Consider the following 19,190-nt stretch of genomic DNA (forward strand, 5'->3'; position numbering starts at 1 on the left):
GTGCCAGTGTGCTTCGAAATTCGATAAATTACAACACCCAATTTAAACGACTGTTTAATTTATTGTCGGCTAGAGTGATTTTTCACCTTTGTGATACACTGCACAGAGTGTAGAACACCTAGAATGCGTTAAATCACTTTGCAGATAAATAGGTCTTTGTGGCTGTTTTCCTTAGACGTTTAAACGCTGTAGCCATGCTAGGGTTGAATAGAATTATTAAAAATAATCATGATGTTATCGCTTTAATGTTCTTTATTCAGCAGCCATGTATTTTAGATTGAGTGACAGTTTAACGTTTTGATTGAATCTGTTGTTCATGATCAGATTAAGATTATGTGAGCAAATTCAGCTCATATTATTAACTTTTATTCATTGCAGGAGATGACAAATGGATCAGTTGGCTCATCACTATCGTGCCCATATTGCCGAGTTAAACCGTCGAGTCGCAGAGATTTTGTCTCGAGAAGCCTTGTCTGGTTTAGTGATCCATTCGGGTCAGCCGCATCGGATGTTTTTGGATGATATCAATTATCCCTTTAAAGCAAACCCGCACTTCAAGGCATGGTTGCCAGTGTTGGATAATCCGAATTGCTGGTTAGTCGTCAATGGTCGCGATAAGCCGCAGCTGATTTTTTATCGTCCTGTGGATTTTTGGCACAAAGTATCCGATGTGCCGGATATGTTCTGGACCGAGCATTTTGATATTAAGCTGTTAACTAAGGCCGATAAGGTCGCTGAACTGTTGCCCAAAGACACTGTTAATTGGGCTTATTTGGGTGAGCATTTAGATGTAGCCGAAGTGCTGGGTTTTACCAGTCGCAATCCTGATGCTGTGATGAGCTATTTGCATTACCACAGAACCACTAAAACTGAATATGAGCTGGAATGTATGCGCCGCGCGAATCAAATTGCGGTGCAGGGACATTTGGCGGCTAAAAATGCATTTTATAACGGTGCGAGTGAGTTCGAGATCCAACAGCATTATTTATCTGCCGTGGGTCAGAGCGAAAATGAAGTGCCCTACGGCAATATTATCGCTCTTAATCAAAATGCGGCGATTTTGCATTACACCGCGCTCGAGCATCAAAGCCCTGCGAAACGTTTGTCTTTTCTTATCGATGCCGGCGCGAGCTACTTTGGTTATGCGTCTGATATCACTAGAACCTATGCATTCGAGAAGAATCGTTTTGATGAGTTGATCGCTGCGATGAATAAGGCGCAGCTTGAGCTCATCGACATGATGCGCCCCGGCGTGCGTTATCCTGATTTACACTTAGCGACTCACGCTAAAGTCGCGCAAATGCTATTGGATTTTGATTTAGCCACGGGGGATGCCCAAGGTTTGGTTGATCAAGGCATTACCAGTGCTTTCTTCCCCCATGGTTTAGGCCACATGTTAGGTTTACAAGTACATGATGTGGGTGGCTTCTCCCACGATGAGCGCGGTACCCATATCGCGGCACCCGAGGCCCACCCATTCTTACGCTGCACCCGCATTTTAGCGCCAAACCAAGTGCTGACTATGGAACCTGGGTTATACATCATCGATACTCTGCTCAATGAGCTTAAACAAGATAGTCGTGGCCTGCAGATCAACTGGCAAACGGTTGATGAGTTAAGGCCTTTTGGCGGTATTCGTATCGAAGATAACGTCATAGTGCATCAAGATCGCAACGAGAACATGACCCGTGAGCTCGGCTTGGGTATATAGGGTAAAGATTAGGGCGGATGTGTGCTCGAAAGTTATAGCGTTCCCTGTGAAGATATCGTGGTAGAAGAAGAGGTAAAGCATAGCCGCTTTATCTCTTTTCTCTTTCATTGCGATAGCTTTGAAAAATTTAAGTTAGTACTCACTGACATAAAGCGTGACTATCCCGGCGCCAGCCATTATTGCTCTGCTTTTGTGGCTGGCGCACCGGATGATAGCGTCTTAATTGGTTCGAGTGATGATGGTGAGCCAGCAGGCAGTGCAGGACGGCCTATGTTAGCGTTATTACAAGGTGCAAATATTGGCGAAATTGGCACTATCGTCGTGCGTTACTTCGGTGGCACTAAGTTGGGTGTGGGTGGCTTAGTGCGAGCTTACACTTCTGGATTGAGGCAAGGCTTGATTCAATTGCCTACTCGCCTTAAACAATTACGCTATCCCGCGAAGCTGCATTGTAATTATGCGCAGCTTCGCGATGTTGAGCATCTATTACAGCAAGTGAATGCTTTAATCATCGATAAGCAATTTGCTGAGGCAGTCGATATTGAATTTGAAATCGGGCGACAGCAACAGGCATTACTTTGTGAGTTGTTGGCGACACTGAGCCAGGGAAGTTTGCAGCCTGAGTTTGAGTTGTGATGCCTGCGTAAATTATGCCAAAATAGCTTAAATGCTGAAAATACCTTTGCAGCCTATGGAATAATTGAACCCGCTCAATGCAATATAAAACAATAATAAGAATTATAGGCCTATTAGTTGGCTTGTTTTCCACCACTATGTTGCCGCCAGCACTGATTGCCGTATGGTATAACGATGGTGGTGGTACTGCATTTGTGCAGGCATTTTTTGTCAGTTTGTTTATTGGTTTTTGGCTTTGGTATCCTAATCGTCGCTGCAAAGAAGAGTTACGTACCCGAGAAGGATTTCTTATTGTTGTTCTATTCTGGACCGTTCTTGGGTCCATTGGTGCATTACCCTTTATATTCTCTAGCGAGCCAGATCTTAGCTGGACAGATAGTTTCTTCGAATCCTTTTCTGCATTAACCACCACAGGTGCAACCGTAATTGTGGGGCTTGATTCCCTACCTAAAGCCATCTTATTTTATCGACATTTGCTGCAATGGCTCGGTGGTATGGGGATTATCGTATTAGCCGTGGCTATTTTACCCGTACTGGGGATTGGAGGAATGCAGCTGTATCGGGCTGAAATTCCTGGGCCAGTAAAAGATAATAAAATGACCCCGCGTATAGCCGAAACAGCTAAAGCACTCTGGTATATTTATTTATTCCTGACCATTACCTGTGCAACTGCTTATTGGTTTGCGGGCATGAGTCTTTTTGATGCTGTTTGTCACTCATTTTCGACGATTGCGATTGGCGGATTTTCTACCCATGATGCCAGTATCGGCTATTTTGATAGCTCCGCGATTAATCTCATTTGTGCCTTCTTTTTAATTGTTTCTGCCGTCAATTTTAGTGTGCATTTCGCGGCATTTTCCCGCAGAGGCATCAACGTAAAAGTATATTTTAGAGATACTGAATTTAAAATGCTGGTGGCGATCCAACTAATATTGACGGCGATTTGCTTTTTTACTCTGTATCAATCTGGCATTTATGATTCTCCCGAAGAAACCTTAGATCATGCGTTATTTCAGGTGGTATCGGTGGCGACTACCGCAGGATTTGGTAGTGAAAGCTTCCATTTATGGCCACTCTTTCTGCCTATTTTATTGATATTTTCAAGTTTTATTGGTGGCTGTGGGGGCTCTACTGCTGGCGGTATTAAAGTTATCCGTATTATTTTATTATTGTTGCAAGGCTCCCGTGAGTTAAAACGTTTGGTTCATCCTAAAGCGATGTTTTCAATTCGTATTGGCTCTAAAGTACTATCTGACCGCGTTATTGATGCGGTGTGGGGATTCTTTTCTGCTTATGCCCTTGTTTTTGTTGTTTGTATGCTTACGCTGATGGCGCTGGGGCTTGATGATATTACCGCTTTTAGTGCCACCGCTGCATGCCTCAATAACTTGGGCCCAGGTTTAGGCGCTGTTGCCAGCAACTATGCCAGTATCGGTGATGGCGCTAAATGGGTTCTCGTAATTGCCATGCTTTTCGGGCGATTAGAAGTCTTTACTTTACTGATTTTGTTTACGCCAACTTTTTGGAAGAATTAATCATGCAAACATTAATAATCTATTCGACGATAGATGGCCAAACCTTAGCAATTTGCCAGAAAATGAAGGCCATTGCTGAGCAAGCGGGGGAACAGGTTTCGTTGGCCACATTAGAGCAGGCTGAAGCTTTGAACTTAGCTGATTTTGATAAAGTATTGATTGGTGCCAGTATTCGTTATGGTAAACATAGGCCCGCGCTTTACCAGTTTGTAAATCGCCACCATGCAGTATTGAATACTAAGATTAATGGCTTTTTTACCGTTAATGTTGTGGCCCGCAAGCCTTTAAAGAATACGCCCGAAACTAACCCTTATATGCAAAAGTTTCTGCAATTATCACTGTGGCAGCCGCAGATGTTAGAAGTGTTTGCGGGTAAGATTGATTATCCTAAATACGGTTTATTCGATCGCACTATGATACGTTTCATCATGTGGGTGACAAAAGGTCCTACCGATATTTCGGGCACCTTTGAGTTTACCGATTGGGCTAAAGTTGACGCCTTTGGTACCCGGTTTAGCCAAGCTTAAAGATACTTATCCCCTAGTTCAGGTTACTTAAGCCTTAGCGATGTAAAATGCTAAGGCTTAAATTTAGGCTGATTTTGTTGCATTAGGTTGCACAGTAGCGGCTATGCAGAATCGAAATCACCTGAGTCACTTGTTCGTCTTTGAGTTTATAGTAAACAATTTGCGAGCTCTTACGGGTATCAACCAAATCTTCAGTACGTAATACCGCTAAATGCTGGGATAGTGCTGACTGGCTTAATGGCACTGTGGCATTGAGCTCTGTTACGCTCAACTCTTTGTCGAGTAGTAGGCACAAAATCATTAGGCGATAGGGGTTCGCTATAGCTTTGAGCCATTTTGCCGCACTTTCCGCATTAGTTACCATTGCAGCTACATCTATGTCATTTTGCATAAGGTCACTCACTTTATCGCTTTTTATTAGATAATTCTAATTGAACACCTGTGTCAACGCAATCATACTGCTCACTCATGTAGATCTCAATTCTTGTATCTCAGAATATGAGATACGACTAATTTGTGATCCTATCAGAGGTTTATTGCGCACAATCTTGCCACAATAGCCTACTTACTGAATCGATTTGGAATTTCCTATGATACGTGTTCTTGTGCTTTATTTTACCCGTGGCGGCCACACGGCCAAGATAGCCAGTGCGATTGCCGACCAATTAAGGTCACGGGGAGTGCAGGTCGATCTCATCGATATCAACAGTGCTGCAGCTAAATCTATTAACTGGTCCGCTTATCAAGCCGTCGCCTTGGGCGCCTGTGTACTCTACGGCAGTTATGATAAAAGCGTGTTTCAATTTATTGAGCAGCATGCACGCGCTTTGGCCGCATTGCCCAACAGTTTTTTTTGCGTCAACGTGGTGGCGAGAAAGCCTGAAAAACGCATTCCTGAGAATAATAAATATCTGCAAAAGTTCATTACGCTGTCGCCTTGGACACCAGCAGACCTTAAAATTATTGCCGGTAAAGTCGATTATCCTTCATGGCCTTGGTACGACAGGTGGATGATCCAATTGATTATGAAGATCACTAAAGGCCCAACGGATCCTAAAACCGTTATCGACTATACCGACTGGGAGGATGTGAAGGTCTATGCCGATCATCTGTTGGAGTTAGCTCAGGTGAACACTGCCGCATAATAAAAATGCGCTTAATTATTTAAGCGTATTTTAGTTTTTAAGCGTTATGGGATCAGTATTTCCAGAAACTCGGATGAAACAACACCGCGACGGTCAAAATTTCTAAACGGCCGAGTAACATACCAAGGGCTAATGCCCATTTAGCCACATCGGGGAGCGTCGAAAAGTTACCCACTGGGCCAATAATGGGTCCTAACCCTGGACCTACGTTTGTGACTGCGGTAATTGCACCGGTAAAGCTCGTCATAGGATCAAGTCCCGTCAGTACTAGAATCACCGATAAGGCCACAATAACCATCATAAATAACAGTACGAAAGTGATCAGTGAACGCACAATATCTTCACTGATGATGCGGTTGTTATAGCGTTCTCTAAAAATCCCATTCGGATGACATTGTTGTTTTAATTGCTCACGCATAATGGCGCCAGCAATTTGAAAACGAAAAATCTTTATCCCGCCAGAGGTTGAGCCTGAGCAACTGCCGACAAACATTAAAAATAAAAAGGCAATGTTAGAAAAAGCGCCCCAAGCACCGTAATCTGTTAAACCATAACCTGTGGTGGTCACCACTGAAACTACGTTAAAGCTGGATAAACGCAGTGCATCAAGTAATGCGATATCGCGGGTTTGCCACAGCCAAAATCCAATAGAACAAGACACTATAGTTAGAAAAAATAGAAAGCCTTTGACCTGAGCATCATTCCAAATCCGTAGGTTTCTTTGCTGTATGCAGTGTACAAACATGAGTAGCGGTAACCCTCCGGCAGCCATAAATACTACACCGACCCAATGAGCAGAGTTCGAAAATGCAGCCATTGAGCTATCAGAGGTTGAGTAACCGCCGGTCGATAGGGTGGTCATGGCATGATTAATCGCTTGAAACCAAGTCATGCCCGCAAGATAGTAGGCCACGCAACAGATACCGGTAAGAGTGATATACACAAAAAACAAATACTTAGCCATGCTCTGGGTGCGAGGAACCGCTTTATCACTCCAATCAGAAGATTCAGTTCGAAATAGCCGCATTCCGCCAACGTTTAAAAAGGGCAGAATAGCTACCGCCATCACAATAAAGCCGATGCCGCCTAGCCATTGCAATAAAGAACGCCAGATGAGGATGCTGTGATCCATGGTATCCAAACCTGATAGGACGGTAGATCCTGTGGTCGTAATACCTGACATGGTTTCAAAGAAGGCATCCGTGTAACCAATACCGTGATAAAGGGTAAAGGGCATGGCAGCAAATAAACTGACGATTAACCAGGTTAAGCTGGTCAATAAGAACATATCGCGAATATTGAGATTGATTGTTTTACTCTGCCCATTATGTAAACACAGGCTGGCGCTAATGCCGGTCAATAAAGCAGATAGCATGAAAGAGCCCACGGTTTCTTCGCCATTGGACATAGCAAGAAGCAGTGGGATTAACATGAAGGCTGTCAGCATCGACAAAAACAGGCCTAAAATAAACAATAGTGGTCTAAAGTTCAGCATGGATAGGGCTTAGAGGTTTAAAAGAAGAAAGCACTGGGTTGGAAAAGCTTCTCGACTTCGCCAACAAATTTTTTATTCACTAAAAACAAAATAACGTGATCGCCTTGCTCTATCACTGTTTTATCGTGGCCCATCAGCACCTCGTCATTACGTACAAGGGCACCAATTGTGGTACCTGGTGGTAATTTCACATCGCCAATGGCCTTACCCACCACTTTTGACGTACTTGAATCACCATGGGCAATGGCTTCAATCGCTTCTGCAGCGCCGCGGCGTAACGAATAAACGTTACAAATATCACCCTGACGAATATGAGTTAATAGTGCTGAAATCGTCGCTTGCTGTGGTGAAATGGCGATATCAATATTCGCTTCTTGCACGATATCTACATAGGCTTCGCGCTGGATCAATACCATGACCTTTTTCGCGCCCATGCGTTTGGCTAACAGGGCCGACATGATATTGGCTTCATCATCATTGGTAACTGCAATAAATACGTCGGTTTGGTCTATATGTTCTTCGAGCAGTAATTCTTGATCTGACGCGTCACCGCAGAATACGGTGGTATTTTCGAGTTGTTCCGATAAGGCTTCTGCTCGCTCATATTTATGCTCAATCAACTTGACTGAGTGAGTACGCTCAAGGCGTTTGGCTAAACCTAATCCTATGTTACCGCCGCCAGCGATCATAATATTGCGGTAGGTGCTATCGAGTTTTTGCATTTCGCTCATGACTGCGCGAATGTGACGACTGTCGGCAACGAAGAAGACTTCGTCATCGGCTTCGATAATCGTGGTACCGCGAGGCATAATTGGGCGACCTTGACGGAAAATTGCCGCAACCCGGGTATCAATATTCGGCATATGTTCGCGAAGTGCTGCTAAAGCATTACCTACCAGCGGGCCACCATAATAGGCACGAACAGCCACTAAGCTCAAGCGACCATCGGCAAATTCGAGTACTTGCAATGCGCCAGGATACTCAACAAGACGTTGAATGTAAGCAGTCACTAACTGTTCAGGAGCGATTAACTCATCGATCACGAAGCCACCGCGGGGACGGCCGTCGCTATTTTTTGTTTCACTGTCGATAAACAGTTTATCGCGCATTGCCAAATAAGGTTCTGAACGAATTCGGGCAATTTTGGTTGGGGTACCAAAGAGGGTGTAAGCAATCTGACAAGCAGCCATATTGCATTCATCGCTGTTGGTGACGGCGATCAGCATGTCGGCATCTTCTGCGCCCGCTTCTCTGAGTACATCAGGGTTAGCTGCGTGGCCTGTTACGACGCGAAGGTCATATTTATCTTGCAGGGCGCGTAATCTGGATTTGTCATTATCGACTATGGTGATGTCATTATTTTCACCTACCAAATTTTCGGCCAAGGTTCCCCCGACTTGACCCGCACCTAATATGATAATTTTCATGGCCTTGCTTACTTCCTAATCGGTCGCTTTTAATAAACGGGCATAATAAAACCCATCCATATTGTCTTGTCCTGGCGTGATTTGCCAACCTATATCTTGTGGCGAATTTTGCTGGGGTAATGTATCTAGCTTAGCATCTGCCGTTCTCTCTAAAAACGCACTGATCTGGTCGCGATTTTCCTGCGGTAAAATCGAGCAAGTGGCATAAAGAAGCGTGCCACCGGGTTTGAGCCACTTCCAGCAATGATCGAGAATTTGCTGTTGTAGTTCAGCCAATTCTTCGATGTCATGGTTTTTGCGTAACCATTTAATATCGGGATGGCGGCGGATCACTCCCGTGGCCGAGCATGGCGCGTCCAGTAAGATACGATCAAATTGTCCACCTTGCCACCATGAGTCAATATTGGCCGCATCGCCATGGATAAGCTCCGCTTTTAATGACAAGCGGTCAAGGTTCTGTTGCACGCGCTCGAGGCGTTTGGCATCAAAGTCGATGGCAACCAGTTTGATGCTTGGCTCAAGTTCGAGTAGATGACAGCTTTTACCACCGGGCGCCGCGCAGGCATCGAGGATTAACTCATTCGCTTGTGGCGCGAGCAGTGGCGCCGCCCATTGCGCCGCGCCATCTTGCACTGAGGCCGCGCCTTCGTGGAAGCGTGGCAGTGTGGCGACATCCTTTGGATGCGCCAAGAGAATGGCATCGGCACTGCTGCCTTCGCTCGCTTCAATCTCGAGTTCGGCTAAGGCAGCAAGGTATTCGGTACGGCTCTGGGATAAGCGATTATTACGCAGCCACATAGGTGGGCGTTCATGGCTTTGTTGAATGATGTCTTGCCACTGCTCGGGATAGGCTTCTTTCAAGCGCTTAATCAACCAAGCGGGCGTGTTGTAGCTTAAGGTATCTGACTCAGTACTCAGCGGCGAAAGCTGGCGCTGAATGTTGCGCAGTACGCCATTAACGACCTTAACCATGCCTTCAAATTTTAACTGGCGACAGGCTTCGGCGGTTTCTGAAATCGCGGCGTGGCTTGGAATGCGAGTGAAGTAAAGTTGATAGCAACCTATGATCAGCAGCTGGTGGATAATCCTTTGCTTACCTTTGAGTGGTTTCGCTAGGCATTCACTGATGCGTTTCTCTATTTGCGGCAGAGTGCGCATCACGCCGTAACAGAGCTCGGCGAGTAAGGCTTTATCTTTGCCGCTGGCAAGGTGCTTTTGTTGATCGGGCAATGCCACTGAGAGTGACACGCCTTTTTCTAATACTTCGAAGATGGCTTTCGCAGCCAGCGCGCGCAAGTTCATACTATTGTGCCTCGTTTGCGAGGCGAGTATTCGGGCTAAACCATTCACCTCGTGCATTGAGTATATCGGCAACATTGAGCGGCTTTTTCCCCGGCAGCTGCATACTCAGCAGGGTTAATACGCCGTCGGCGGTGGCGACTTCTATGCCTTTTTTGCTGGCGCTGATAATAGTGCCGGGAGCGGCTGTGCTGGTGGTCTCGCTAACTTGGGTCTGCCACACTTTAATGGTATTGCCTTGGTGCTCAAAGTAACTCACTGGCCAAGGATTAAAGGCTCGGACTTCTTGCCAGAGTTGTTTGGCAGATTTATTCCAATCGAGTCTGGCTTCTTCTTTACTGAGTTTTTCTGCGTAGTTCGCTAAGGCTTCATCTTGTTTTTCAGCGGCTAAGGTGCCGTTTGCTAGACCTTCGAGGGCTTGCAATAGGGCAACAGGACCTTGTTCCGCCAATTTCTCGTAAAGGCTGGCTGAGGTGTCGCTATCTTCAATCGGCAGAGTGGTTTTCAGTAGCATATCGCCGGTATCTAAACCCACATCCATCTGCATAACTGTCACGCCAGTTTCTTTGTCGCCGGCCCAAAGCGCGCGCTGGATCGGTGCGGCACCGCGCCAGCGTGGCAAAATAGAACCGTGAACGTTAATACAACCTAGACGCGGCGTATCTAATACGACTTTTGGCAGGATCAGACCGTAGGCAACCACCACCATGATATCGGCATTCAGCGCGGCAAGTTCTTGTTGCGCGGGTTCTTTACGTAATGAACCAGGTTGATACACAGGAATATTGTTGGCTACGGCGAGTTCTTTTACTGGGCTGGCGGTCAGTTTCTTGCCGCGGCCAGCGGGTCTATCGGGCTGAGTGTAAACGCCAATCACATTGTGGTGTGAGTTCAACAGTGCATGTAAGTGGCGAGCGGCAAAATCCGGTGTTCCGGCAAAGATGATGTTGAGTGGTTTCAAATCTGATCCTATGCTTCTTTGGCGTCCAATCGGGCCGCTTTTTCAAGTTTTTGTTTGATCCGCTGACGTTTTAGCGGCGACAGATAATCGACAAACAATTTGCCTTTGAGGTGATCCATTTCGTGTTGAATACAGATCGCAAAAAGCTCATCGGCCTCAACAATAAATTCGTTGCCGTGCCTGTCTAAGGCTTTTACCGTAACAAATTCGGCGCGATCGACTTTGGCATAAATGCCCGGCACCGACAGGCAACCTTCTTCATTGCAGAAGTCGCCGCTGCTGGCGATAATTTCGGGATTAATAAACACTTTAGGTCGTTCGACTTCATCTTGTAAGTCCATGACAATAAGTTGTTTATGGTAATCCACTTGGGTCGCAGCTAATCCAATTCCCTTCTCTTGGTACATGGTTTCGAACATATCATCAATTTGAGTCTGTAGTTGAGCATTAAACTCAGTGATAGGTGTGGCTTGTGTCCGTAATCTTTCATCGGGAAATTGTAAAACTTTTAATAGTGTCATACATAAACTCTTAACAAGTCTGTCAAATATCTATCAGTTAGTTATACTTACTGATGCTAATGGGTTAATTTTAATCTTTAGTTCCTATCAATAATAGTAAAAGCTCAAACTAAGAGCCAAACAACATGGAAATGCCCATGAAACGGTTAATTTTAATCGCGTTAATGACTTTAAATTGCACGTTTGTTACCGCTGATACTCTTACGCTAAAAGCGGGGTATCCTGAGTCATATGTGGTGAAAAAGGGTGATACTCTTTGGGATATTTCCACAGTGTTTCTAAATGATCCATGGAAATGGCCACGTTTGTGGGATGTTAACCCTCAGATTGCTAATCCCCATCTCATTTATCCTGGCGATCAGCTCACATTGGTATTTGTCGATGGTCAACCGCGACTGATGCGTAATGGCGCCTCCAGTGATAGCGCTAAACCCCATATCAAGAAGAGTCCAGAGGGACGGGTTATTGCAAAAAATAATGCAATACCAGCGGTTGATCTCACTTTGATAGAACAATATTTAGTTCAAAATCGAGTGGTTGAAACTAACTGGCTTGCCGAACAACCTATGGTGTTATCAGGTGAAAGCCCATCACGCCATCATATCGTTGGCGATGTAATTTATATCGATGGCATTCTACCGCTGGGGCAAAAATACGGTGCTTATGAACGCGGCCGCGAGTTTTTGAATAAAGAATCGGGTGAAGTATTAGGTCAAGAAGCCATTTTAGCCTCAACAGGACAGGTGATTGAGTCTGGTAAGGTTTCAAAAATTAAGTTATTAAGCAGTTTTCGCGAGACTAAAGCTGGCTTTAGAGTGCTGCCGATGGAGAGTGACTCTTTAATGTCTGCTTACTTCACGCCTAAACCCGCAGAGTTAAAGGCTCCAGCCTTAGTTTTGGCCACAGAGTCTAATTTACGTGAAGCGGGCAAGTTGAATGTCGTTTATCTCGATAAGGGAACTCAAGATCGTATTGAACCGGGAGTTGTATTTTCAATCTACCGTGATGGAGAGGTGATTGTTATCGACCCTAATGGTATGCCGGTGCCTGTTATCGAGCGTACAGCTTACGAAAATTTAATCGCTTCAGCTTCCACTGATCGCGCGATTCAAATGCCAGATGTCTATCATGGTAAATTGTTAGTGTTTAAGGTGTTCGATAAAGTGAGTTTAGGATTAATTGTCACGACTGAGCGCCCTGTTCGTGTTGGCGATAAGTTAATAGCTCCTGAATCTTTAGCCTTTAGAGGTCTATAATTTCTGAATACTTGGTCGATTGGTTAATTGTTGGTGCTGTATCTGGGCTGGGACCCGCTAGGATCCAACAATTATTAACGCACATGGAAGTGGACGATCTTAGGCAAAGGTTAGAGCACGAGAAAGAAGCCCTACCTTTATCTAAGCATCTGCTCCAGAGCCTTGCTATTGATTATCAAAAAGTGGATATAGCCCTATTGTGGCAACAGCAGGCTGCTGACCATCATCTACTTTGTTTCTCCGATCCGCTCTACCCACCACTCTTAAAACAGCTTACCGATCCGCCTACAGTCTTGTTTTTGAAAGGCTGTATAGAAGCTCTCGCATTGCCTTCGCTTGCTATTGTTGGCAGTCGTAATGCATCGCCGGGAGGTTTACAGGTTGCTTATCAACTTGCCGCTGATATGTCATCAATGGGATTTAGTATCTGTAGCGGTATGGCGATGGGGATTGATGGCGCGGCTCATAAAGCCTGTGTTGATCACCAAGGACGAACAATTGCCGTGCTGGGTACCGGCATCGAGACAATTTATCCACGTAAACATCGGCAGCTTTATCATGATATTCAGCTGCAAGGCTGTATACTTAGCGAGTTTTGGCCAGATGTAGAGCCCTTTGCGGGTAATTTTCCGAAACGAAATCGCATTATTAGCGGTCTCTCTCTTGGTACACTAGTGGTTGAGGCTTGCCGTAAAAGTGGCTCTTTAATCACTGCGAGATTAGCAATGGAGCAAGGGCGTGAGGTGTTTGCCGTTCCTGGCTCAATCCTCGGCGGTTACCATCAGGGTTGTCATGATTTATTACGTGATGGCGCAAAACTTGTAGAGACCGCGGCCGATATAGTGGAAGAATTAGCAAGTTTAACCGCTTTTCACCTTGAAGAGTTGAGGCTGCACCACCATATACAGCAGGATGATGTTTGTGATTTGCCATTTTCGTCGCTGTTAGCTAGTGTAGGTTATGAAACTACAACCCTTGATGCTGTAGTTGAACATAGTGGAAAAACGATAGATCTGGTGTTAGAACAAATGCTTGAACTTGAATTGCAAGGTTGGGTTATCGCAATACCCGGTGGTTACGTCAGAGTAAAGAGGAGCTAGCCATGTTTGATATCCTCATGTATCTATTTGAAAACTATGTTCATAGTGAAGTTGAATTACTCGTTGATGAAGACGAGTTAACCAAAGAACTCACTCGCGCTGGATTTCATAAGTCCGAGATTTTAAAAGCGTTAACTTGGTTAGAGCGCTTAGCTGAATTACAAGAAGGCGATCAGCCTTATCTTTGTAATCATGATCAGCATTCGTTTCGTATTTATACAAAAGACGAAATGGAAAAACTGGATGTTGAGTGCCGCGGTTTCTTACTGTTTTTAGAGCAAGTGACAGTGCTAAATGTTGAAACCCGTGAAATGGTGATCGATAGAGTCATGGAGTTGGATGAACCAACACTGATTTTAGAAGATTTGAAGTGGGTTATCTTGATGGTGTTATTCAATGCACCCGGTCATGAATCCGCTTACGAGCAAATGGAAGATTTAATCTTCGAGCAACCGGAAGGCAGGCTGCATTCTTAATCGTTGCAAGATATGCATTATGAGAGAAGGGAGGCTAAGACCTCCTTTTTTGATGCCATTAATTTATTGATGGCACAGCGCTTGATATCCTAATGCGCTACGACAGGTGGTGAATGATTATGTCTAAGATTGATGAACAATTATTTAGTGCCCATGAACACGCACTGGAAAAAGAATACGAGCTTTGTCCTGAATGTGGCAGTGAGTTATCGGTGAAGCACAGTAAGCATGGTGGTTTTCTCGGTTGTAATAACTATCCTAGCTGTAATTACACTCGACCCTTAGTGCAGCACGAATCTATTGAAACTCAAGTGATTGAAGGTTCTGTATGCCCAGAATGCGGTCACGCACTGGCAGTAAAGTCTGGTCGATTTGGTATTTTTATCGGTTGTACACAATATCCTAGCTGCACACATATTGAAAAACAGGATCAAACGCGCGATCAGCCTGACATTTCTTGCCCTGAGTGCAAACTGGGTAAACTTGAGCACAGAACCAGCCGTTTTGGAAGGAGTTTTTATGCCTGTAGCGCTTATCCTAAGTGCAAGTTTATTGTGAATTATCCACCCGTGGCTGAAAATTGCCCGAGTTGTGGTTTTGGGATCTTAGTTGAGCGTAAAGGGGCGGCAGGTATGCGCGTAGAATGTCCGCAAAAAAGCTGTAAATACAAAAGACCACTGTAGTTTATTGTGTGATCTGCATCTTATGATTTGGCCGATGAAACTGGCTTGCGTATAATCTTCGGCTGACCGTTGATGGGCTGGTCTGTGTTCGAATTTATCCAATAACTTGATTGTAGAAATCGACAATACTCAAAAGGTGATCCTAAGATGTTGCAGCTACACCCATCCGATGTAAAAGACATCATTCTTCAAGGTGGCGTTATCGCTTATCCAACCGAGGCCGTTTATGGCCTAGGTTGCGACCCGGATAATGACACCGCTATCCAAAAGTTATTGGCGGTAAAACAGCGCCCATGGCAAAAAGGACTGATCTTAGTCGCCAGTGATTTTCAGCAGCTTTTAGCTTATGTTGATGAATCGCAATTGACGGCTGAGCAGCTCGAATTTGCATTTTCCAAGTGGCCAGGACCTTTTACCTTTGTAATGCCAATCAAAGCGCATGTTTCAAAATACCTTTGTGGCGAATTTGACTCTATCGCAGTGCGAGTATCTGCCCATGCTGGGGTGCAAGCCCTGTGCCGCGCGCTCAATAAACCTTTAGTGTCGACCAGCGCTAACCTTGCTGGTGAAGAGCCAGCATTAACTGCCGCTGAAATCCTCGCTGATTTTACCGGTAAAATCGATGCACTTGTATTAGGCGAACTCGGTGAGCAACGTCAGCCCTCGACCATTATCGATGCGCGAAGCGGTAAGATTTTACGAAATGGACAATGAGCAAACCAATAATAAGGATAACAAGATGAGTGTGCCTGATATTGCAGTGGTAAAAGCGTTTTTACTCGATTTACAAAACCGAATTTGTGCCGGTTTACAGGCTCTGGATGGCCAAGCTACGTTTGCCGCCGATTCATGGACCCGCGCCGAAGGCGGTGGTGGCACTAGCCGAGTATTAACTCAAGGTGCAGTGTTCGAGCAAGCTGGGGTTAATTTTTCCCATGTGACTGGCGCCGCTATGCCGGCGTCAGCTACGGCGCATCGTCCTGAATTAGCCGGTCGTAGCTTTGAGGCTATGGGGGTTTCGTTAGTTATTCATCCTAATAATCCTTATATCCCAACGACTCACGCTAATGTGCGTTTCTTTATTGCTCAAAAAGAGGGTGCCGATCCCGTGTGGTGGTTTGGCGGTGGCTTTGATCTAACGCCTTATTATCCTTTCGAGGAAGATGTGCGCGAGTGGCACCAGACTTCTAAGGATATTTGCGCGCCTTTCGGGGATGAGGTTTATCCCAAATATAAGAAATGGTGCGATGAGTATTTCTTCCTACCGCATCGTAATGAAACCCGCGGCGTGGGTGGATTGTTTTTCGATGACTTGAATCAAGAAGGATTCGAGCAAAGCTTTAGCTTTATGCAAGCTGTGGGTAATGGCTTCTTAACGGCCTATGCGCCGATTGTTGAGCGTCGTAAAGATATTGAATTTGGTGAGCGTGAGCGTCAGTTCCAACTTTATCGGCGTGGTCGATATGTTGAGTTCAACTTAGTGTACGATCGAGGCACCTTGTTTGGCTTGCAAACGGGTGGGCGTACTGAGTCAATTTTAATGTCACTACCGCCATTAGTGCGTTGGCAATATGCTTATACACCAGAGGCCGGAAGCCCTGAGGCAGATTTGTACGATAACTACCTCAAACCCCGCAACTGGGTTTAGCCAGTAATCTTATAAAGTGGATACCGCATCCACTTTATTGATTACGCATATGATCAGCCAGAGTTGAAATCGCCTCAAAAATGGCGGCTCGATGCTCTGGCTTGTTAATGTTTTCTTCAATCGCAAACTTCATACAAAATAGCCATTGATCACGCATCGCCTCATCAACGGCGAAATGCATGTGCCGTGCTCGCAATGCCGGATGACCATGTTTTTGCTGATAGAGTTGCGGCCCGCCAAGCCATCCACTTAAAAATTCAAACAGCTTTTGTTCTGATTCCGTAATTGGCGCTCTATGAATGGCAAACAAGGTTGTCGTTTCTGCCGAACTTGCCATCTTCTGATAAAAACATTGAGCGATAGCGCGGATCACTTTTTCGCCACCGATTAAGTCATAGGCATTAGATTGACTCGGATCGCGATCATCCTCTGGTCGGGGTTGTGTATGTTTACTAAAAATCTTCTTAAGCCAGTTCATTGGAATAGTCGTTCACTAAAGTAGAGTGTTTTGAGCCGATGGCGCATTATAGCGTGAAACCTAGCTTGAAATTTAGTTGAGCATAATTCGTCTTGCGTGGGCTCAAAAGCGCGGTAGACTGCAAAGCCATTGAACCTAAAATTTCATATCGCTATGACAGACAGATACGCAGTGTTTGGCAATCCAATTAGCCACAGTAAATCGCCGTTCATCCATGGACAATTTGCCGCGCCCACCCAAGAGTCATTAACCTATGAAGCCATTCTTGCTCCGGTCGATGGTTTTGAAGCCTCATTGACGGCGTTTTTCAATGCGGGCGGCAAGGGCGCCAATGTGACAGTGCCTTTTAAGGAGCAAGCTTTTGCGCTGTGTGACAGTCTCAGCCCTGAGGCCAAGCTTGCTGGCGCGGTAAACACCTTAAGTTTATTGGCCGATGGCACTATTCGCGGTGATAACACCGATGGTTTAGGGCTGGTGGCCGATCTCATCGCTAACTTAGGCAGCTTGCAAGATAAGCGCGTGTTACTTATTGGCGCTGGTGGCGCGGCGCGCGGTTGTATTCTGCCGTTATTAAATGCGGGAATTGCGCAGCTTACCATCAGCAATCGTACCCACAGTAAGGCACAAGGTTTAGTTGATATTTTTACCGTAGTTAATGATGGCGCCTACGCGGGTAAAGTCAGCGCGATTAAAATGAGTGAGCTTACTGGTGAGTTCGATATCATCATTAATTCTACTTCGGCTAGCCTTGCGGGCGAGTTGCCACCTTTGCCAGCACATATCATCACCACCCAAACCGTTTGTTATGACATGATGTATGGCGCCTCGGTCACCGCGTTTAACCAATGGGCACTCTCCCAAGGTGCTGCGAAAGTCATTGATGGGCTAGGTATGTTAGTCGGACAAGCGGCTAAGAGTTTTACCTTATGGCGAGGTATTGAGCCCGACACCCAAGTGGTGTTGACGCTTTTGCGGGACAAACTAATGGCAGAGCCTAAGTAGGAAGCATGAATCAAAGTATTCTTTTCCCCGATCTGCAATATTGGGACGATGCCCAAGGGCAAATCTGTTTTATGGCGCAATCGCAGGGGATGAACATCAAGTGCTATATCAGTGCCGCCAAATTACGTGAGCTGAATGATTTCTCTGAACAGCCGAGCACCGATGAAGCGGCTGCTATGCTGGCATTATTTGATGCGGTGAGATTTGACGCCGAAGAAATGGCAGAAGATTTAATCGCAGCCGAAGACTTCGATGAATTTGGCACTGTTCATTTAGGCTAACTGCAATGAAAAGAGATGTAAGGCAGTAGATAGCAAAAGGCGGCAGAAACTGAATCAGCCTCTGCCGACTTTCTGACTATCTATAGTGACTAGCTGTTTTGTAGTTCAAGCATGTACTCATTTTTCAGTCTGACATAGTTATCAGCAGACTCTGGTAAAAAGGCAATTTCGGCCGCCGTTAATGGGCGTGATTGCTTCGCTGGGCTTCCTACATATAAGTAGCCACTCTCCAATACTTTACCCGGTGGGACTAATGAGCCCGCACCTAAAATCACATCATCTTCTAAAATCGCACCGTCGAGAATAATTGCGCCCATACCCACTAATACGCGGTTACCGATTTTACAGCCATGAAGCATAGCCTTGTGACCAATAGTCACATCATCACCAATGATCAGTGGATGACCATCGGGACGAGAAGTGGACTTGCGAGTCACGTGCAATAGGCTGCCATCTTGTACATTAGAGCGTTTACCAATTCGAATATGGTTTACATCACCACGCGCCGCCACCATAGGCCAGATACTGGCGTCGGTATCTAAAGCAATATCGCCAACAAGCACCGAAGCTTCATCTACATATACGTTATTGCCTAATTGAGGATAATTACCTTGATAAGTTCTGAGTGGTCCTGACATAGAAAAGTCCCTAATTGAGTGGTTTTTTCTATTATAAAGGTTAAAAACTAGCTGGTCAGGTCAAATATCCAACGAACAGTGAGAAAATGACAATTATCTCAAAAATAGGGGTTGCGCACTTTCTCAATCTCCCTATAATGCGCATCCACTGACACGGCAGACAGCGAAAGCCAGCTGACGAGTTAGATTGAATTGAATGGCTTTTAACCACTTAATTCAATTGCAGCAAGAAGTTGTAAAAAACTCCTTGACGCACAATGGGAAATGCGTAGAATACGCAGCCCTAGCCACCTGGAAGCATTCGATGCTCAGTGTGGTACTCAAGTTCTCTAATGAGATTGAGTTGCTCTTTAACAATATAAAACAAGAAA

The 19,190-nt window shown here is 45.3% G+C and carries 21 protein-coding genes; 13 read left to right on the top strand and 8 right to left on the bottom strand.

Translation table 11 applies throughout. From position 1 onward, the window contains the following. Positions 1-388 precede the first annotated feature (388 nt). From pepQ to hemG (ACRN9H_RS16280), 4 genes are all read left to right on the top strand, one after another. Complete coding sequence (gene pepQ / locus ACRN9H_RS16265) at positions 389-1,711, top strand: Xaa-Pro dipeptidase (RefSeq protein ID WP_432315114.1); 1,323 nt, start codon at positions 389-391, stop codon at positions 1,709-1,711. Between the two features lie 21 nt (positions 1,712-1,732). Continuing rightward, positions 1,733-2,347, top strand: coding sequence for a YigZ family protein (locus ACRN9H_RS16270; protein ID WP_432315116.1), 615 nt, complete (start codon positions 1,733-1,735; stop codon positions 2,345-2,347). Positions 2,348-2,424: 77 nt separating this feature from the next. Next, on the top strand, positions 2,425-3,882 hold the full coding sequence (locus ACRN9H_RS16275) for a TrkH family potassium uptake protein (RefSeq protein WP_432315118.1): 1,458 nt from the start codon (positions 2,425-2,427) through the stop codon (positions 3,880-3,882). 2 nt (positions 3,883-3,884) lie between these two features. Then, positions 3,885-4,409 (top strand): menaquinone-dependent protoporphyrinogen IX dehydrogenase, encoded by a 525-nt coding sequence (gene hemG / locus ACRN9H_RS16280; RefSeq protein ID WP_432315119.1) that lies wholly within the window; start codon positions 3,885-3,887, stop codon positions 4,407-4,409. 82 nt (positions 4,410-4,491) lie between these two features. Here hemG (ACRN9H_RS16280) and ACRN9H_RS16285 read toward each other — a convergent pair whose 3' ends face one another. Further along, positions 4,492-4,800 (bottom strand): ArsR/SmtB family transcription factor, encoded by a 309-nt coding sequence (locus tag ACRN9H_RS16285; protein ID WP_432315120.1) that lies wholly within the window; start codon positions 4,798-4,800, stop codon positions 4,492-4,494. A 199-nt stretch (positions 4,801-4,999) separates the two neighbouring features. Between ACRN9H_RS16285 and hemG (ACRN9H_RS16290) the strand changes: the two genes are divergently transcribed. Further along, positions 5,000-5,554, top strand: a complete 555-nt coding sequence (gene hemG / locus ACRN9H_RS16290) for a menaquinone-dependent protoporphyrinogen IX dehydrogenase (protein WP_432315122.1) — start codon at positions 5,000-5,002, stop codon at positions 5,552-5,554. A 52-nt stretch (positions 5,555-5,606) separates the two neighbouring features. On the opposite strand, the gene ACRN9H_RS16295 is transcribed toward hemG (ACRN9H_RS16290), so the two are convergent. From ACRN9H_RS16295 to def, 5 genes are read right to left on the bottom strand one after another with little or no spacing between them, the layout of a single operon-like run. Next, positions 5,607-7,049 (bottom strand): TrkH family potassium uptake protein, encoded by a 1,443-nt coding sequence (locus tag ACRN9H_RS16295; protein WP_432315124.1) that lies wholly within the window; start codon positions 7,047-7,049, stop codon positions 5,607-5,609. A gap of 17 nt (positions 7,050-7,066) precedes the next feature. Continuing rightward, complete coding sequence (gene trkA / locus ACRN9H_RS16300; RefSeq protein ID WP_432315126.1) at positions 7,067-8,476, bottom strand: Trk system potassium transporter TrkA; 1,410 nt, start codon at positions 8,474-8,476, stop codon at positions 7,067-7,069. Positions 8,477-8,491: 15 nt separating this feature from the next. Further along, positions 8,492-9,778, bottom strand: a complete 1,287-nt coding sequence (gene rsmB, locus ACRN9H_RS16305; protein ID WP_432315127.1) for a 16S rRNA (cytosine(967)-C(5))-methyltransferase RsmB — start codon at positions 9,776-9,778, stop codon at positions 8,492-8,494. A 1-nt stretch (position 9,779) separates the two neighbouring features. Further along, positions 9,780-10,736: a methionyl-tRNA formyltransferase gene (gene fmt, locus ACRN9H_RS16310; protein ID WP_432315129.1), complete on the bottom strand. Its 957-nt coding sequence runs from the start codon at positions 10,734-10,736 to the stop codon at positions 9,780-9,782. A gap of 8 nt (positions 10,737-10,744) precedes the next feature. Further along, on the bottom strand, positions 10,745-11,257 hold the full coding sequence (def, locus tag ACRN9H_RS16315; RefSeq protein ID WP_432315131.1) for a peptide deformylase: 513 nt from the start codon (positions 11,255-11,257) through the stop codon (positions 10,745-10,747). A 125-nt stretch (positions 11,258-11,382) separates the two neighbouring features. On the opposite strand from def, the gene ACRN9H_RS16320 reads away from it, so the two are divergent. The 6 genes from ACRN9H_RS16320 to hemF all read left to right on the top strand — a co-directional run bounded on the left by ACRN9H_RS16320 (position 11,383) and on the right by hemF (position 16,420). Further along, on the top strand, positions 11,383-12,513 hold the full coding sequence (locus ACRN9H_RS16320; RefSeq protein WP_432315132.1) for a LysM peptidoglycan-binding domain-containing protein: 1,131 nt from the start codon (positions 11,383-11,385) through the stop codon (positions 12,511-12,513). An 83-nt stretch (positions 12,514-12,596) separates the two neighbouring features. After that, the gene (gene dprA, locus ACRN9H_RS16325) at positions 12,597-13,613 is read left to right on the top strand and encodes a DNA-processing protein DprA (protein WP_432315147.1); all 1,017 of its coding nucleotides are present in this window, start codon (positions 12,597-12,599) and stop codon (positions 13,611-13,613) included. 2 nt (positions 13,614-13,615) lie between these two features. Continuing rightward, positions 13,616-14,089: a DUF494 family protein gene (locus ACRN9H_RS16330; RefSeq protein WP_076501740.1), complete on the top strand. Its 474-nt coding sequence runs from the start codon at positions 13,616-13,618 to the stop codon at positions 14,087-14,089. Positions 14,090-14,208: 119 nt separating this feature from the next. Next, entirely contained in the window at positions 14,209-14,772 is a 564-nt protein-coding gene (locus ACRN9H_RS16335) for a topoisomerase DNA-binding C4 zinc finger domain-containing protein (protein ID WP_432315134.1), read from the top strand. Positions 14,773-14,919: 147 nt separating this feature from the next. After that, entirely contained in the window at positions 14,920-15,486 is a 567-nt protein-coding gene (locus tag ACRN9H_RS16340; protein ID WP_432315136.1) for an L-threonylcarbamoyladenylate synthase, read from the top strand. A gap of 25 nt (positions 15,487-15,511) precedes the next feature. Continuing rightward, a complete protein-coding gene (gene hemF / locus ACRN9H_RS16345) occupies positions 15,512-16,420 on the top strand; it encodes an oxygen-dependent coproporphyrinogen oxidase (RefSeq protein ID WP_432315149.1) in 909 nt (302 codons plus the stop codon). Positions 16,421-16,454: 34 nt separating this feature from the next. Here hemF and ACRN9H_RS16350 read toward each other — a convergent pair whose 3' ends face one another. Next, positions 16,455-16,898, bottom strand: coding sequence for a group II truncated hemoglobin (locus ACRN9H_RS16350; protein ID WP_432315138.1), 444 nt, complete (start codon positions 16,896-16,898; stop codon positions 16,455-16,457). A 153-nt stretch (positions 16,899-17,051) separates the two neighbouring features. Between ACRN9H_RS16350 and aroE the strand changes: the two genes are divergently transcribed. Beyond that, on the top strand, positions 17,052-17,900 hold the full coding sequence (aroE, locus tag ACRN9H_RS16355; RefSeq protein ID WP_432315140.1) for a shikimate dehydrogenase: 849 nt from the start codon (positions 17,052-17,054) through the stop codon (positions 17,898-17,900). Positions 17,901-17,905: 5 nt separating this feature from the next. Further along, a complete protein-coding gene (locus ACRN9H_RS16360; RefSeq protein WP_432315142.1) occupies positions 17,906-18,181 on the top strand; it encodes a DUF1488 domain-containing protein in 276 nt (91 codons plus the stop codon). Positions 18,182-18,270: 89 nt separating this feature from the next. Here the strand turns inward: ACRN9H_RS16360 and ACRN9H_RS16365 are convergent, their stop codons facing one another. Further along, positions 18,271-18,819 carry a gamma carbonic anhydrase family protein gene (locus tag ACRN9H_RS16365; protein ID WP_432315143.1) on the bottom strand — a complete coding sequence of 183 codons (549 nt, stop codon included), beginning with the start codon at positions 18,817-18,819 and terminating at the stop codon, positions 18,271-18,273. Positions 18,820-19,190 lie beyond the last annotated feature (371 nt).

It is taken from the genome of Shewanella sp. MF08487, from assembly GCF_050848685.1.
GTDB classification, from domain to species: Bacteria; Pseudomonadota; Gammaproteobacteria; order Enterobacterales; family Shewanellaceae; genus Shewanella; species Shewanella glacialipiscicola.